The following is a 15,717-nucleotide window of genomic DNA, read 5'->3' as shown; positions in this document are numbered from 1 at the left end:
TCTGGGGCCACAGTGCGCAGATGTACCAGCCGCTTTGCGGACCAGGATTGCGTTGCTCCATGAAACTCTCTCTCCCCTGCTATTTCAGCCAAACGGTATCTGCAGCATGTACCCGAAGGTCTTTGCGTACTCCGGGACGAGAGACTGCGGGCATCCATGCAGCCTCGGACGCGGCCAACAAGCCAACAGGCCTGCAGGCGAGCAACGCCCGTGCCATTCACGCATTGCTTCCGTGCGCCAGCAATGCATCCACTTCCACGCGATGCGGCGGATTGGCGCCTTCACGCATGCAGTTGATGGCGGCTGCCGCAGTGGCAAACTTCAGAACATCCCGCCAGCACTCGGAGGACAGTGCCGCCAAGGCTCCAGCATCTTCAACCCCACGCTCCAGCAAAGCCACCGACAGGCCCGCCGCAAAGGTATCACCTGCACCAATGGTATCAGCCACTTTGATAGGGGGCGATGCGACTTCCAATGGCGCTGCCCCCGGGCGGTACAGTGTTGCCCCTTCCCCGCCGCGCGTGATGACTATGGCACGTGGTCCAAGGCGCAAGCAATCGGCCGCCACATCGGCGAGCCCCCGCCCCGGCGCCAGCAGTGCCGCATCCTCATCACTCATCTTGACCACATCCGCGGCAGCAAACCATTGTTCGCAGCGCTTGCGCCAGCTGAGAGGATCGGCGATCAGGCTGGGCCGTGCATTCGGATCGAACAACACCATCCGCTGGCCACGTTGTGCTTGTACGAATTCAGTAATACGGGTGGCAGCCGGCTCCTGAAGCAGCGCGATCGATCCAAAATGCAGCCAGCGGCAACTGGCGGGCAGAAGGGGTAGCTCCGCTGGCGACCAGAGTGTGCCTGCCGTGCCCTGCATGTAAAAGGCATAGCGGTTGCTTGAGGACGTTCGCTCCACAAAGGCGAGCGTACTGGGTGCATCGCTGCGCAGCACAAAACGGGTGTCGATGCCATTGCCTTGCAGGTAATCCAGCAGACGCTCACCAAACAGATCCGTCGAGAGCTGGGTGACAAAGCCTGTCGGTTGCCCCAGCCGCGCGCAGGCCACGGCACTATTGGTGAGCGCGCCACCCTCGTGCCCCTGAAAAACCAGCCCGCTGGCAGCGGTAAAGTCGATCAGCGATTCGCCGACGAACACGATGCGCATCGAAGCTGTCATACAAGGCCCCCGGCCAGGTCAGTCCATGCCTGTATCATGCTGCGGCCTGCAACTGGGCAACCCGGCTGGCTGCGCGGCGCACCGCATCGGTCAGACGCGCTTCGCCTGCAATATCGCCCCACAAAATCTTGTCGGCGCACAAAGCCTCCACGGGATCGGCAGCGGCGCAGATAGCATGCGCTACCGCTGGATTCATGCTCTGGTCCTGGTAGGTATAGCTCAACTGCCCTGCATGCCAGCGCTGTAGAACGGCAAGAAACAGGGCGGGCAGCATGGCCACACTTTCAACCTCAGCATGTGCCGCCAGCCGCTCGCGTACGGTGGGCGCGATGAAGCCCGGAATCTTGGCAAACCCATCGGCCGCCACACGCTGGTTGGTGTCACGGATGGCGGGGTTGGAAAAGCGCTCCAGCACCACATCGCGGTAGGCGGGCAAGTCGATGGGACTGGCGTGGCCGGGTCGGCTCAGACAAGGGATGGCATCGTTGGTAATGTAGTCGTAAGCCATCTGGCGAATGGCTGGCGTACGCACGCCTTCGTGGATGTATTGCAGCCCACAGAGTGTAGCGGCCCACGCGATACAGCTATGGCTGGCGTTGAGAATACGGATCTTGGCTTCCTCGTACGGCTGCACGGATTGCACCAGTTCCACACCCACGCGCTCCCAAGGCGGGCGACCAGCAATGAAGTCATCCTCGATCACCCATTGAATGAAGCTCTCGGCGGTGACCGGCGCAGCATCATCCCAGCCAGTGGCATGGCGCACGCGGCCGCGCAGGTCGGCAGGCGGGCGTGGCGTGATGCGGTCCACCATGGTGTTGGGGCTGGCCGTGTGCGCTTGGGCCCACGCCAGCAGCGGCGCATCTCCAGCGTATTCAATGAAATCCAGCAGCCCGGCACGAAAGCGCTCGCCATTGTGGCGCAGATTGTCGCAATTGAGCAGCGTCACCGGCCCTGCCTTGGCCGCCATGCGCGCGCGCAAAATGGCAGTGATTGCGCCATAGATTGTCGTGCCTTCTGCGCGCAATTGACCGCGCCGTGCGCATTCGAGATCCACCAACAGATCGGGGTAGCTCAGATCCAGCCGATGCTCGTGGTTCAGGTAGTAGCCTGCTTCGGTGACGGTGAACGAGATGATGCGTGTAGCCGGATCGGCCCCTCGGGCCAGCATGGCAGCCTGGCCCGGTACATAGGGAATGATCTCCTGGATGGCTTCGATGCGCTCGTAGCGGTACTCGCCTGCGGGAGACACGGTTTCCAGCGTGTAAGCGCCATTTTGCGCACGCAGCGCATTCAATACATCCGCCATGTCGGGCCGCAGATTGGTGCCAGCCAGCGACCATTGCACCTCGCCCGCACCGCGCAATGCCTGCAAGTACGCCGCTTGATGCGCGCGATGAAAGGAACCCAATCCCAGATGAAGCACCACCAGTCCGGCGGGTGCAGGAGAAGATATCACACAGACCTCCCAGAAATTCTGACTACAAAATCACGCAGCGGCAAGGCTGCGGCCGTCACGGTTGAACAGGTGCAGCATCGACGGATCCACCTCCACACCCACGCCGTCGCCCGCATGCAGCGTTGTGCGATCGTTCTGTCGCGCCACCATGGTGATGCCATCGATATTCACGTGGATCAGCGTATCTGCCCCCAGCGCTTCCACCAGTTCCACGCGCCCCGGCATACCGCTGGCTGCGCCTGGGTGGATGCGAACGCTCTCGGGCCGCACGCCGACAAACCCATCTGCCGGCAATCGCCCGTCACTCAATTGCGACACCGTAGGCAACGCGTTGGCTGGCAGCATGTTCATCGATGGCATACCAATGAACTGGGCGACGAACTGGTTGGCCGGTCGGTCGTACAGCGCAAGTGGCGATCCCACCTGCTCAATCAGCCCATCCTTGAACACCACCACCTTGTCAGCCAGGGTCATGGCTTCCACCTGGTCGTGCGTCACGTAGATCGTCGTGGCGCCCAATGATTCGTGCAACTTCTTGATCTCTACCCGTGTATTGCCGCGCAACGCGGCGTCCAGATTGGAGAGCGGCTCGTCAAACAAGAAGACCTTGGGCGCACGCACGATCGCGCGCCCGATGGCCACGCGCTGGCGCTGGCCCCCCGAAAGCTCCTTGGGCGTGCGCTGCAGGTATTTGGAGAGATTGAGCTTGTCAGCGGCGGCTTCGACCTTCTGCCGGATCTCCGGCGCCGGCACCTTGGCAAGCTTGAGCGCAAAGGACATGTTGTCGTACACGCTCATGTGTGGGTAGAGCGCGTAGCTCTGAAATACCATTGCCAGATCCCGCTTTCCCGAGGGCGCATGGGTGATGTCGCGTCCGTCCAGCAGCATCTGCCCGCTGCTGACCGGCTCCAGGCCGGCGATCAGGCGCAGCAGGGTCGATTTGCCGCACCCCGACGGGCCGACGAAGACGATGAATTCGCCTTGTTCAATCGACAGATCCACGCCTTTGATGATGTGTGCATCGCCAAACCGCTTCTGGATGTTCTTGAGTTGGAGGAAAGCCATGATGTTGTCTCCATCTTTTGGTTACTTGACCGCACCAAAGGTGAGGCCCTGAACCAGTTGTTTCTGCGAAAACCAGCCAAAAACCACGATTGGGGCAATGGCCATCAGCGAAGCCGCCGACAGCTTGGCCCAGAACAGGCCCTCCGGGCTGGAGTACGACGCGATCAGCGTGGCCAGCGTGCCTGCCTTGGCTGATGTGAGATTCAGCGCCCAAAAGGCCTCGTTCCAGCTCAGCACCAGGCACAGCAGACCACAGGAGGCCATGCCACCCACCATGAGGGGCATCACCACATAGCGGAACTCCATCCACAGCGTGGCACCATCCATGCGCGCGGCTTCCAGAATTTCGTGCGGGATGTCCTTGAGGCTGGTGTAGAGCATCCACACCATGATGGGTAGATTGGAAAGCGTAAATACCACGATCAATGCAGGCAGACTGTCGAGCATGCCTGCGGTCTGCGCCATCACGTAGACAGGCACCAACGCGCCAACCGCAGGCATCATCTTGGTGGAGAGCATCCACATCAGGATGTCGCGCGTCTTTCTGGTACGGAAGAACGCCATCGAATAGGCCGCAGGCAATGCAATCGCCAGACCAATGAGGGTAGAGGCCACACTGGTGATGAGCGAGTTGCGCGCATACAGCAGGTAATCGCTGCGGCGCTGTACTTCGGCAAAATTTTCCAGCGATGGCTCAAAGACGAAGAGCGGCGGCACGGCAATGGCCTGCAACTCTGTCTTGAACGCCGTGAGAAACAGCCAGCCAAGCGGAAAGAACAGCAGCAGCGAAGCGGCCCATGCAGCAGCCGTTCGGGCCAAGGTGGGAACAAGAGTGCGGAGCGCAAAGGGGTGGGATGACATGCAGGGCTCCTCAATCCAGATTTTTTCCGATGATGCGAATCAAGAAGGCCGCGACGATGTTGGCCAGCACCACTGCAAAAAGCGCACCGGCAGAGGCCACACCCACGTCAAAATTGAGCAGCGACTGCTTGAAGATCATGTAGGTGATATTTGTGCTGGCATTGCCCGGGCCGCCGCCGGTGGTGATGGCGATCTCGGCAAAGACCGAGAGCAGAAAGATCATCTCGATCATGATGACCACCGCCATCGGCCGCCCCAGATGCGGAAGCATGAGGTAGAAGAAGCGCTGCGGTCCATTCGCGCCATCCATGCGCGCAGCTTCCATCTGGTCGCGATCCAGTGACTGAAGCGAAGTGATGAAGATCAAGCATGCGAAGGGCAGCCACTGCCAGGAAACCATGATGATGATCGACAGCAAGGGCCAGTCGGTCAACCAGTCAACCGGCTCGGCGCCGAAGCTGCGCCACAGATCGGCCAGAATCCCATAAATCGGATTCATCATCATGTGCTTCCACAGCAGCGCATTGACCGCGGGCATGACGAAAAAAGGCGAGATCAGCAACACCCGCACAAGTCCACGCCCTGGAAAAGGCTCGTTGACGAGGAGCGCCAGCAGCACACCCAACACCACGGTGATGCCGATCACGCTGCCAATGAGCAGCAGCGTGTTCCACACAGCCGGCCAGAAATCAGGATCGGTGACGAAGTACTGGAAATTTTCAATACCTGAAAAACTGCGCTCACCCGGTTGCATCAGGTTGTAGTTGACGAACGAGAAGTACAGCGTCATCAACAGTGGCACGATCATCCAGAGAAGGAGCGCAATCACAGCAGGCGCCATCAGGGCGCGGGGAAGCAGACGTTGCATAAGGCATTCCGGCTAACAACAGTGAACATGAGCGTGAGAAATGGCTTGGCGCATGTATGAACCTACAGGCTCCAGCCTCTTCTCAAACGCCTTGCCTTTATCCCCGCAGTCAGTGCTGCATGGATAGGGCTGGTGCGTACTCCACAGGGAGTGCACAAGCAAGAGGCACGAATGCGCTTACTTGTAGTAGCCGCCCTTTTTCATTTCACGCTCGGCCATCGTCTGCGACGTCTTGAGCGCCTGCTCGACCGACACCTTGCCTGCGAGTGCTGCGCTCATCTGCTGGCCCACTGCAACGCCAATGGCCTGAAACTCCGGAATGGCTGCGTACTGCACGCCCGCATAGGGCGATGGAGGCAATGTGTTCTCTCCAGCATTGGGGCTGGCCGCATCGATGGAGCGCTTCTCAGCTGCAGCAAATCCGGCGACCTTCTGGAACTCCGGGTTCGCGTACGTCGATTTGCGCGTACCCGTAGGTACTGCCCTCCAGCCATGCTCCCTGGCAACCAGGCTGATGTAATCCTTGGAAGTGGCCCACCGGATAAACTTCTGCGCTGCCTCGCCCTTGGATGAACTGGCGGGAATGGCCAGATTCCACGACCACAGCCAATTGGCCCCCTTGGGGGTGACAGCCACCGGCGCCTGTGCGTACGCTACCTTGTCGGCCACCTTTGATTGCTTGGGATCAGAGATGAAAGAGGCAGCAATGGTCGCATCCACCCACTGAGCGCACTTTCCTTCGTTGAAGAGCGCCAGGTTTTCGTTGAAGCTGTTGGCCGATGCGCCCGGGGGGCCATTCTTTTTCATCAGATCGACGTAAAAGCCGATTGCATCCTTCCACGGCTGGGTTTCGATCTGCGGTTTCCAGGCCATGTCGAACCACTGGCCACCGTAGGTATTGACCATGGTTGTCAGAAGCGCCATGTTGTCGCCCCAACCAGGTTTGCCGCGAAGGCAGATGCCGTATACACCGGCCTTGGGGTCGTTAACCTTGGTCGCAAAATCCTTGACCTCTGTCCATGTCGGCGGATCGCTGAACTTGACGCCCGCCTTGTCAGCAAGATCCTTGCGGTACATGAGCATAGAGCTTTCTGCGTAGAAGGGCGCCGCATAGAGCTTGCCCTGGTGGCTCAGCCCGCTGCGAATGGCAGGCAGCAGATCGTCAACGTCATAGGCGGCATCGGTGGCAATGGGCTGGAGCCAACCTTTCTTCGACCAGATCGGCGCTTCATACAAACCGATGGTCATCACATCGAACTGCCCACCTTTGGTGGCGATATCGGTTGTCACACGCTGACGCAAGGTACCCTCTTCCAGCGTCACCCACTTGAGCTTGATGCCTGGGTTGGCCTTCTCAAAAAAGGGGGTGAGCTTCTGCATCTCGATCATGTGGCCGTTGTTCACGGTGGCAATGACGAGTTCGGTATCCGCATGGGCATCAAACCCGACAGTAGCGAGTGCAAGCACGAGGCCGGCTGGGGCAAAGCGCATCATGACATCTCCTTGGTGTTATCTATGACCGAGGATTGTCCGCATGCCCGCTTGCGAGTCCGGTACCATTTTCTCCACATTCAATACTCTCTTGCACCAATGCAATAGGGTATTCCCTTTTTTAGAGATACAAATACAGATAGAAGTTACGCCACCACGAAACCACCGCCTACCGCGAGGCGATCACAACCACCTGCGCGGTCTGGCCAGCCGCCCCTTCTCCGCCGCCACACCCCGGTGCTCCATACAATCGGAGGTACAGCATGGGCCCGATGTGAACGGAGCCCGGCGATAGAAATTGGCAACAAAAAACCCAGCCAAAGCTGGGTTTGCAATCAAGCCAGGGAGAAGACCTTACTGGTCGGCGTAGGCTTCCAAGGGCTTGTCGTTGGGTTCCTGGATGAGTTTCTTCAGCGTGTCGCTCATCGGCAGATTCAAGGCCATGTTCTTGGGCGGAATCGGCTGCATGAACCACTTGTCGTATACCTTGGCCAGTTCGCCGGATTTCATCAGCTTGGTCAGGCTGTCGTCCACAGCCTTCTTGAAAGCAGGGTCGTCCTTGCGGAACAGGATGGCAATGGGCTCGGAGCCCAGCACTTCTCCCACGATCTTGTAACCCTTGGGATTGGCGGAGTTGGCAATCACGCCCGCCAGCAGGTTGTCATCCAGCACAAAGGCATCGGCACGGCCGGATTCGAGCAGCATGAAGCTCTCGAAATGGTCCTTGCCCAAGGTGGTGGGCAGGTTGACGTTGTTGTCCTTGCCAAACTTGCGCAGCAACTGCACGGCCGTGGTGCCTGCCGAGGCGGCCACGTTCTTGCCGTCAAGCTGCTTGAGGCTGGTGATGTTGGAATCTGCCTTGACGGCTGCGCGCACCTGGCTCACATAGGTTGTCACCGCAAACGACACCTGCTTTTGGCGGGTGAGGTTGTTGGTCGTGGGGCCGCAGCCGATGTCCACCGTGCCGTTCTGCACCAGCGGCATGGTGTTCTGCGCGGTCAATGCCATGTATTCGATCTTGGCATTGGGCGCGATTTCCTTGAGCACGCGCTCGCACAGTTCCACGTGGTAGCCGCCAAAGGTCTGGTTGGAGCCAATGGCATAGGCCATGGGAGCCGAGCTTTCGCGCACGCCCATCACCACCTTGCCGGCGCTGTTGATCTTGTCGAACGTGCTTTGCGCCATGGCTGCGCCGCCTGCGGCCACGGCCATAACCGCCACCGCCATCTTGATGCTGAATTTCATTATTGGTATCCCCTTGGAAATGACGAATGCGGCAGTCCGGTCAATCGCCAGACTGCCGAGCCAGCCTTGTCAGTGTGCTGTCGGCTCTGCGCGCCGACCATCCAGAAAAGCCCCGAGTAGGGGCCGAACTGAAAGGTTGCGCTCGCGCAATAACTGATCGAGTATTCCAGAGACTGGAAGGATTCCCAAACGCTGATTCGGAAGCATGTATTACCGAATTGGAAACAACATGCTGCAGCGCAGTGTCAAGCAGCCATTGTCGTCAAGGAGCCAGCTTGTTCACGAGTGCCTGGGTGGAAGGGTCCACGCCATGCCAGTCGTTGCGGTTGCGCCGGGCAAACAGATCCTTGGCCAGTTGCTTGCCCAACTCCACGCCCCATTGGTCAAAGCTGTTGATGCCCCACAGGGCCCCGCTGACAAATACACGGTGCTCGTACAGCGCAATCAGTGCGCCCAGCGTCATGGGCGAGAGCTTGTCCACCAGCAGGAAAGTGCTGGGGCGGTTGCCCGGGCAGTATCGGGGGCCGGTTTCCTCGGTGCGCCCCACCAGCAGGGCCTGGGCCTGTGCGATGGCGTTGATGACCAGGTTGTTCTGGTGGCTTGCCAGCGTCTTGCCGCCATCGCGAGCCGCGATGAACTCGACTGGAATCACATCCCGCCCCTGGTGGATCATCTGGAAGAACGCATGCTGGCCATTGGTGCCTGGCTCCCCCCAGACCACGGGAGAGGTGGAATATGGCAACACCTGGTTGTGCACGTCCATGCCCTTGCCATTGCTCTCCATCTCCAGCTGCTGAAGGTAGGCTGAGAGACGTCGCAGGCCATGGCTGTAAGGTGCGACGCAGCGCGAACCAAAGCCGAAGAAGTTGCGATACCAGATATCGAGCAGACCCATGCGCACCGGCAGGTTCAACTCCAACGGCGCCGTCTTGAAGTGCACATCCATGTCATGCGCGCCGCGTAGCAACGCACGAAAATGCTCCGCCCCCACCGCAATCGCAATGGGCAGCCCGATGACCGACCACAGCGAATAGCGGCCACCCACCCAGTCCCAGAAACCCAGGGTGGTATCGATACCAAACTTGGCGGCGGCCTCGGTGTTGGTTGTCAGCGCCCAGAAATGCCTGGAAATCGACAATGCCGCAGCACGGTCGTCGCTGCCACCTTGCGCCACAAACCACTCCCGCGCCGAATGCGCATTGACCATGGTCTCCAGCGTGGTGAATGATTTGGAGGCCACCAGGAACAAGGTGGACTCGGGCCTGACCTGCGCCAGCACGTGGCCCAGCTCATGGCCATCCACATTCGAGACGAAGTGGAAGCGTTTGCCTTCGATACGCCAGTCTTCCAGCGCATTGACGACCATGGCCGGCCCCAGGTCGGAGCCGCCGATGCCGATATTGACGATGTCGGTGATCTGCGGATTGGCTCGCACCTGCTCGGCCAGCGCCAACATCTGGTTCAGGCTGGCGTGGACTTCCTGCAAAGCGCCGCGCACCGCAGCGTTGCTGCCCGGCAGCCAGCTGTTCAGCCCTTCTTCGGGCTGGCGCAGCAGCCAATGCATGACGGCGCGGTCTTCCGACTGATTGATGGCATCGCCTGCAAACATCGCATCGCGATAGCGTTCCAGCTCGCATTCGCGCGCCAGTTGCAGCAGCAATTGCTGACTGGTCGCATCCACCCGGTTCTTGGACAGATCGGCAAACACGTGTGGCGCCTGCTGCGAGAAAGAGGCATAGCGGGACGGATCCTGCACAAAGGCCTCGCGCACGTCCAGCTGCTGGCCGGTCGTCCCAAAATACTGCTGCAGCTGCTGCCAGGCAGGCGTCTGGTCGCAGCGCTTGCGCTGCATGGAGAAAGCTGAGTTCATGGTGGTGGGCCTGCACACCGGAGGCGCAGGCGCTTGAGAAACAATCACTGAAACGGTCTGGCAAGCTGCAGTCTGATCGACTCGGCGCGAAGAAGCCAGGCGAAGACGGCGCCGCAGGCCGAATGCAGTCCTCTATCAGGCCGCTTGCAGCAGTTTATCGAGCTTGATGGCATCGGCGACAAAGGCACGAATGCCCTCGGCCAATTTCTCGGTGGCCATCGCATCTTCATTCAATGCAAAGCGAAAACCTGCTTCGTCGTACTGCACGGGCTCCAGCTGCATGCGCTTGGCGGCATCGGCTGACAGAGCCTGCGCCACTGGCGCATCGGCGGCGGCCAACTGCGCCAACAGATCGGGCGATATGGTCAGCAGGTCGCAGCCAGCCAATGCAATCACCTGGCCGATATTGCGGAAGCTCGCACCCATCACCTCGGTTGCAATGCCAAAGTGCTTGTAGTAATTGAAGATGGCCCGTACCGATTGCACGCCCGGGTCATTGGCGCCAGCCATGGCGGCCTCGTCCCAGTTGCTGCCCGCCTGCTTTTTGTACCAGTCGTAGATGCGCCCCACAAAAGGCGAGATCAGCTGTACCTTGGCTTGCCCACAGGCAATGGCCTGGCATTGCGCGAACAGCAAGGTCAGGTTGGTGTGAATGCCTTGTTCTTCCAGGCGCTTGGCTGCCTGAATGCCTTCCCAGGTCGATGCGACCTTGATCAGCACGCGGTCGATATGCACGCCTTCGGCCTGGTACAGCGCGATGATGCGCTGGGCACGAACCACGGTGGCCTCAGTATCGAACGAGAGGCGCGCATCGACTTCCGTCGACACCCTGCCAGGAATGATGGACAGGATCTCGGTGCCAAAGCGCACCAGCAGGCGGTCCATGATTTCATCGGTGGGCTTGCCGCGGAACTTCTGCACTGTTTCCGTCAGCAGCGGCGCATATTCCGGCTTTTGCACGGCTTTCAGAATCAGCGACGGATTGGTGGTGGCATCCTGCGGCTGGAATTGCGCCAGTTGGTGGAAATCGCCGGTATCTGCCACCACCGTGGTCAGCGCTTTCAGTGCATCGAGTTGGTTCATGGTCGCTTGCTAAAAAAAGAGAGCTTTCAGCACCCATCCATATTGGATTTCAATGATTTTTATCACTAAACTCCAATCAAGACGAGCGCCATCAGCTATGGTTTTTGCACTACTTCCGCTGTTTTCCAGGGGAATGCATGCATCGCTCACTTCGTTTGTACGACAGAGACGCCGTGCTGGCCCAAGCTTAACCCAACTTGCGCCCCGATCGGCAGCACCCGGCCCAGATCGGGCGAGACGACAAAAATCGCGCCCAGTGCCGTATCGAATGTGTATTCGTAGCCGCTTCCCAGATAGGCGCGCTTGGCCAGGGTAGCGGCAATGCCTGTGCCCGCAGCCTCAATCTGCCATGCTTCGGGCCGCACGGCCACTTTCACCTCTCCGGGTACCACCGGCTGGCGCGGGTTCAACACCAATGGCCCCAGATGCACGCGGCCATCGGCCTGGGCCACTCCCGGGAACAGCATGGCTTCACCCATGAAACCCGCCACAAACTCGGATTGCGGTGCCTCGTACAGCTCTTGCGGCGTACCACGCTGCGCGATGCGCCCCACATCCATCACGATGATCTGGTCACTGACGGCCAGCGCCTCGCTCTGGTCATGCGTCACATAGGCCACGGTCAGTTGCAGGCGCTGCTGCAGTGCGCGAATCTCTTCACGCATTTCGCGGCGCAGGCGCGCATCCAGATTGGACAGGGGCTCGTCAAACAGCAGCACTGCCGGCTCCAGCACCAGGGCCCGCGCCAGGGCCACGCGCTGCTGCTGGCCACCCGACAGTTCACTCGGCAGCCGGTCATCGAACCGGTCCAGACCCACATTGCGCAGGGCTTCCACCGCGCGGCGCCGACCTTCCTCCTTGGCCACACCGGACATGCGCAGACCGTACTGCACGTTTTCCAGCACGGTCATGTGCGGAAAGAGCGCGTAGCTCTGGAACATCATGCTGACGTTACGCTGCGCAGGGCCCAGCGTGGTCACATCCTGTCCGTCGATAAAGATGCGGCCACTGGTGGGAGATTCGAGCCCGGCGATCATGCGCAGGGTCGTGGTCTTGCCGCAGCCCGAAGGGCCGAGGATGGTGCTCAGGCTGCCTCTGGGTACCTCAAAACTGATGTCCTTCACTGCCAACGGCGCATCAGCACTGCTGCCATACCGTTTGGAGATATTTTCAAAAACAATACCGCTCATATCAATGCACTCCCTGCGTTCCTGCTGCAGCCTTGGCCTTGCGGCGGCCCAGCGAACGCTCTCCCACCAGCCACTGGATGGCCGCCGTTACCAAAGACATCAGCACGATCAGCACCGTGCAGTAGGCCAGCGCAATGCCATAGTCGCCATTGCCGACGCGGCCGATGATGTAGGTGGTTGCCAATTCGTTCTCGGCGGTGACCAGAAAGATCACCGCGCTCACCGTCGTGATCGCCCGCACAAAGCTGTAGACCAGCGCCGTCACCAAGGCGGGCTTGAGCAGCGGCAGCACCACATGGCGCAAGGTCTGCACACTGCCTGCGCGCAGCATCATCGAGGCTTCATCCAGCGATTTGTCCAGTTGCTTGAACGCCGCAGTCCCCGCGCGCACGCCAACGGGCAGGTTGCGGAACATGAAGCACAGAATGATGATGAGCGAGGTTCCCGTCAGCTCAAAAGGTGGGACATTGAAGGCCAGGATATAGCTCACGCCCAGCACCGTGCCAGGGATGGCAAAGGCCAGCAGCGCCGAGAACTCAAACGCGCTCTGGCCCTTGAACTCGGTACGCGCCAGGAGCCACGCAATGAGCAACCCAACCGTAGCGGTCATTGGCGCCGAAATGGCGGCGAGCTTGATGGTGGTGAAGAACGAGTTCCAGGCCGTGCCCGCCCACACGATGCCAAACTGCCCCCACTCCAGCGCAAAAGCCGAGCGGAAATGGTTCAGGGTTGGCGTGTAGTCGCGCCCCCAGGTCTGCACAAAGCCACCGGCAAACGCGAACGTATACACCACCAGGGTGAACAGCATCCATGGCACTGCAATACCGTATACCGCACGACGAATGCCAGTCGACAGCGGCATGGGAATGCCCGCATCGCCCTTGCCAGATACCGTGGTGTAGCTCTTGCTGCCCAGTACCTTGCGTTGCAGCATGAAAACGCCCAGCGCAAATACCATCAGGATCCAGGCGAGTGACGCGGCACGCCCCTGGTCGTACTGCGCACCAACAATGGAGAAGAAGATTTCGGTGGAAAGCACCGCAAACTGACCGCCCACCACAATCGGGTTGCCGAAATCGGCCATGCTTTCGATAAAGCCGACCAGGAACGCATTGGCAAGACCCGGCTTGAGCAGCGGCAAGGTGATCGTCCAGAAAGTCTGCACCGGGCTGGCGCGCAGCGTTTGCGCTGCCTCTTCCATGCTGGGTGCCACACCTTGCACCACGCTGCGCATGATCATGAAGGCAATCGGCGTGAACGCGAAGGTCTGCGACACCCACACGCCAAACCAGCCATAGAACCAACGCGTCGGCTCGATGCCGAACCAGGACTCAAGCGCTGCATTGACGATGCCCGCGCGGCCAAACAGCAGAATCAGGCCCAGGCCCACGACAAACGGCGGTGTGATGATGGGCAGCAGCGCCAGCACATTCAGCGCCTTGCTGCCCTTGCGGCCTGAACGCTCGGCCATCAGCGCCATCAAGGTCCCCAGGAAGGTGGTGCTGGCAGCCGTCATCAGGCCGATGAACAAGGTGTTCCAGGCCACACCGCAGCGCTTGCCATCGCTGATGCAGGCCAGCCCGAAATTGCGTTCGTTGAAGACGCGGCCGATGATGGCGGTCCACTGCAATTGGTTGTCTTCGGTGAAGAAGGCACCAGCGAGCGCCTTGGTGACCGGGTAGACGATGAAAAGCGCCAGCAGACTCGCGCAGCCCACCACGGCTGCCGCGACGAACAGATCGCCCTTGAAGAACCCGCGTCGCGCCAGACCGAAGGCGAACAGAACCATCAGGCTGGTGAGCACGACAAATGCCCCCCAACCGAAGCCGAATTGGCGCACATCCAGCTCGCCCCAGGCCTGGTTCATCCATTCGTACGACCAGCCGCGCGCGCCAATGGAAAAACCGCTGCCGAGCAAGGCCAGCAAACCCAGCGCACCACCCAGCAGCAGAACCCCACCCTGCTTTTTGCCCGCAGGCATGCCGGCCGCCACCGCTGCCAGAGCCAATCCGGCTACGCCGCCCCACAGCCAACCCCTGCCCCATTGCAAGGCCTGCATCAGTCCATTGCCCGCCGATTCGTCGCTGAACACATCAGCGACCTTGGCAAGCCCGTTGGCATCCTGAATGGCATACCACGGCAGCACCACATAGGCTGCCAGCCCTAACAACACCCAGGCCCAGAGCGCCTGGTTGGCGCCCTGGGCCTTGCGTGCAGGGCGTATTGCCGGTGATGGCACCGGCATTTTTGCTACTGCATTCATTGCTTTCTCCGCCCGGATGACGGGCGCTAAGACCTGTTTTACTTGGAGTCCTGAACTTCTTTTTCCCACTTCGAAATCAGGCGGCGGCGCTCGGCGCTGGCACCGTACTTCGCATAGTCGTAGTTGATCAGCTTCATCTTGGCGGGATCAACGACACGCGGGTCCTTGGGCACATTCTTGTTGCTGGGCAGTTGGTACTGTTTGGCCGCCAGACCGAATTGCTGGCCGCCCGGCGTCAGCGCCCATTCATAGAACGCCTTGGCGTTTGCAGTGTTAGGGCCGTGCTTGACAATGCTCATGGAGCCGATTTCTGCCCCCGTACCTTCGGCAGGGGTGTTGGAATCAACCGGAAAGCCATGTACGGCCTCGGTGGTCACATCATGCACAAAACTGATCGACACCATGGTCTCGCCCCGCGCCACCGCCTTGACCGGCGCCGTGCCTGCACGGGTATAGGTGGAGATGTTCTTGTTGAGCGCGCGCAGGTAATCGAAGGCCTTGTCCTCACCCATGATCTGCACCAGGGTGGCAATCACCGTATAGGCGGTGCCGCTGCTGGCGGGGTTGGCCATCTGCACCTCGCCCTTGTACTCGGGCTTGATCAAATCAGCCCACGAGGCAGGCGCTGCCACCTTTTTCTTGGCCAGCAGTTCCTTGTTGAAACCAAAGCCCAGAGGGCCCAGGTAAACGCCCACAGTGCGGAACTTGGAATCTTCTGCCTGGCGAACCGCCCAGGGGTACAGCTCCTTGAGCAGCGGCGATTTGTATTCCAGGGTCAGGCCCATCTCGGCTGCCTGCAAATGCGTGTCGCCGGTACCGCCAAACCACAGGTCGGTCTTGGGATTGGCCTTTTCGGCATTGAGCTGTGCCAGCGCCTCGCCCGAGCCCTTTTGCGTGATGTTGACCTTGACACCCGTCGTCTTGGTATAGACCGTGGCCATGGTGTTGCACCATTCGGCCTGCACCGAGCAGATCACATTGACTTGCCCCTGGGCTTGCGCTCCCCACGCTGCGGCCACCAACGCGCCACCTATCAACCAACGCTGCATAGTTTTCTCCTTGCCGGATAAATGTATTAATTGCTCGATTGTCGCTGTCGATTATCGTCATCAAACTGACATATTTCAAAAAGCGACGCTTCATTCGCC

12 protein-coding genes are annotated in these 15,717 nt (G+C 60.0%); all 12 read right to left on the bottom strand.

Annotated elements, in window-relative coordinates; translation table 11 throughout:
* Positions 1–217 precede the first annotated feature (217 nt).
* Positions 218–1,162 (bottom strand): carbohydrate kinase family protein, encoded by a 945-nt coding sequence (locus ABIE32_RS07280; RefSeq protein ID WP_429015137.1) that lies wholly within the window; start codon positions 1,160–1,162, stop codon positions 218–220.
* Between the two features lie 46 nt (positions 1,163–1,208).
* On the bottom strand, positions 1,209–2,600 hold the full coding sequence (dalD, locus tag ABIE32_RS07275; RefSeq protein ID WP_429015136.1) for a D-arabinitol 4-dehydrogenase: 1,392 nt from the start codon (positions 2,598–2,600) through the stop codon (positions 1,209–1,211).
* Between the two features lie 63 nt (positions 2,601–2,663).
* A complete protein-coding gene (locus tag ABIE32_RS07270; protein ID WP_224150278.1) occupies positions 2,664–3,698 on the bottom strand; it encodes an ABC transporter ATP-binding protein in 1,035 nt (344 codons plus the stop codon).
* A 21-nt stretch (positions 3,699–3,719) separates the two neighbouring features.
* Entirely contained in the window at positions 3,720–4,559 is an 840-nt protein-coding gene (locus ABIE32_RS07265) for a carbohydrate ABC transporter permease (RefSeq protein WP_429014977.1), read from the bottom strand.
* Between the two features lie 10 nt (positions 4,560–4,569).
* Positions 4,570–5,427, bottom strand: coding sequence for a carbohydrate ABC transporter permease (locus ABIE32_RS07260; protein ID WP_224150280.1), 858 nt, complete (start codon positions 5,425–5,427; stop codon positions 4,570–4,572).
* Positions 5,428–5,604: 177 nt separating this feature from the next.
* Positions 5,605–6,921 (bottom strand): ABC transporter substrate-binding protein, encoded by a 1,317-nt coding sequence (locus tag ABIE32_RS07255; RefSeq protein WP_429014976.1) that lies wholly within the window; start codon positions 6,919–6,921, stop codon positions 5,605–5,607.
* A gap of 351 nt (positions 6,922–7,272) precedes the next feature.
* Positions 7,273–8,163: a transporter substrate-binding domain-containing protein gene (locus tag ABIE32_RS07250; protein ID WP_429014975.1), complete on the bottom strand. Its 891-nt coding sequence runs from the start codon at positions 8,161–8,163 to the stop codon at positions 7,273–7,275.
* 262 nt (positions 8,164–8,425) lie between these two features.
* Positions 8,426–10,033, bottom strand: a complete 1,608-nt coding sequence (pgi, locus tag ABIE32_RS07245) for a glucose-6-phosphate isomerase (protein WP_429014973.1) — start codon at positions 10,031–10,033, stop codon at positions 8,426–8,428.
* Between the two features lie 135 nt (positions 10,034–10,168).
* Complete coding sequence (gene tal, locus ABIE32_RS07240) at positions 10,169–11,116, bottom strand: transaldolase (RefSeq protein ID WP_224150284.1); 948 nt, start codon at positions 11,114–11,116, stop codon at positions 10,169–10,171.
* 146 nt (positions 11,117–11,262) lie between these two features.
* A complete protein-coding gene (locus ABIE32_RS07235) occupies positions 11,263–12,306 on the bottom strand; it encodes an ABC transporter ATP-binding protein (protein WP_224150285.1) in 1,044 nt (347 codons plus the stop codon).
* Position 12,307: 1 nt separating this feature from the next.
* The gene (locus ABIE32_RS07230) at positions 12,308–14,551 is read right to left on the bottom strand and encodes an ABC transporter permease (RefSeq protein ID WP_429015135.1); all 2,244 of its coding nucleotides are present in this window, start codon (positions 14,549–14,551) and stop codon (positions 12,308–12,310) included.
* A gap of 56 nt (positions 14,552–14,607) precedes the next feature.
* Positions 14,608–15,618 carry an ABC transporter substrate-binding protein gene (locus ABIE32_RS07225; RefSeq protein WP_224150286.1) on the bottom strand — a complete coding sequence of 337 codons (1,011 nt, stop codon included), beginning with the start codon at positions 15,616–15,618 and terminating at the stop codon, positions 14,608–14,610.
* Positions 15,619–15,717 lie beyond the last annotated feature (99 nt).

The sequence above is a fragment of the Comamonas sp. 4034 genome (assembly GCF_050434545.1).
GTDB classification, from domain to species: Bacteria; Pseudomonadota; Gammaproteobacteria; order Burkholderiales; family Burkholderiaceae_C; genus Comamonas; species Comamonas odontotermitis.
This window is presented reverse-complemented; position numbering and strand designations above follow the sequence as displayed.

Coding starts and splice junctions, on each gene's coding strand:
- ABIE32_RS07225 (WP_224150286.1), bottom strand. CDS start 15,618: ATGCAGCGTTGGTTGATAGGTGGCGCGTTGGTGGCCGCAGCGTGGGGA.
- ABIE32_RS07260 (WP_224150280.1), bottom strand. CDS start 5,427: ATGCAACGTCTGCTTCCCCGCGCCCTGATGGCGCCTGCTGTGATTGCG.
- ABIE32_RS07270 (WP_224150278.1), bottom strand. CDS start 3,698: ATGGCTTTCCTCCAACTCAAGAACATCCAGAAGCGGTTTGGCGATGCA.
- ABIE32_RS07230 (WP_429015135.1), bottom strand. CDS start 14,551: ATGCCGGTGCCATCACCGGCAATACGCCCTGCACGCAAGGCCCAGGGC.
- ABIE32_RS07250 (WP_429014975.1), bottom strand. CDS start 8,163: ATGAAATTCAGCATCAAGATGGCGGTGGCGGTTATGGCCGTGGCCGCA.
- ABIE32_RS07255 (WP_429014976.1), bottom strand. CDS start 6,921: ATGATGCGCTTTGCCCCAGCCGGCCTCGTGCTTGCACTCGCTACTGTC.
- ABIE32_RS07235 (WP_224150285.1), bottom strand. CDS start 12,306: ATGAGCGGTATTGTTTTTGAAAATATCTCCAAACGGTATGGCAGCAGT.
- ABIE32_RS07280 (WP_429015137.1), bottom strand. CDS start 1,162: ATGCGCATCGTGTTCGTCGGCGAATCGCTGATCGACTTTACCGCTGCC.
- tal (WP_224150284.1), bottom strand. CDS start 11,116: ATGAACCAACTCGATGCACTGAAAGCGCTGACCACGGTGGTGGCAGAT.
- pgi (WP_429014973.1), bottom strand. CDS start 10,033: ATGAACTCAGCTTTCTCCATGCAGCGCAAGCGCTGCGACCAGACGCCT.
- ABIE32_RS07265 (WP_429014977.1), bottom strand. CDS start 4,559: ATGTCATCCCACCCCTTTGCGCTCCGCACTCTTGTTCCCACCTTGGCC.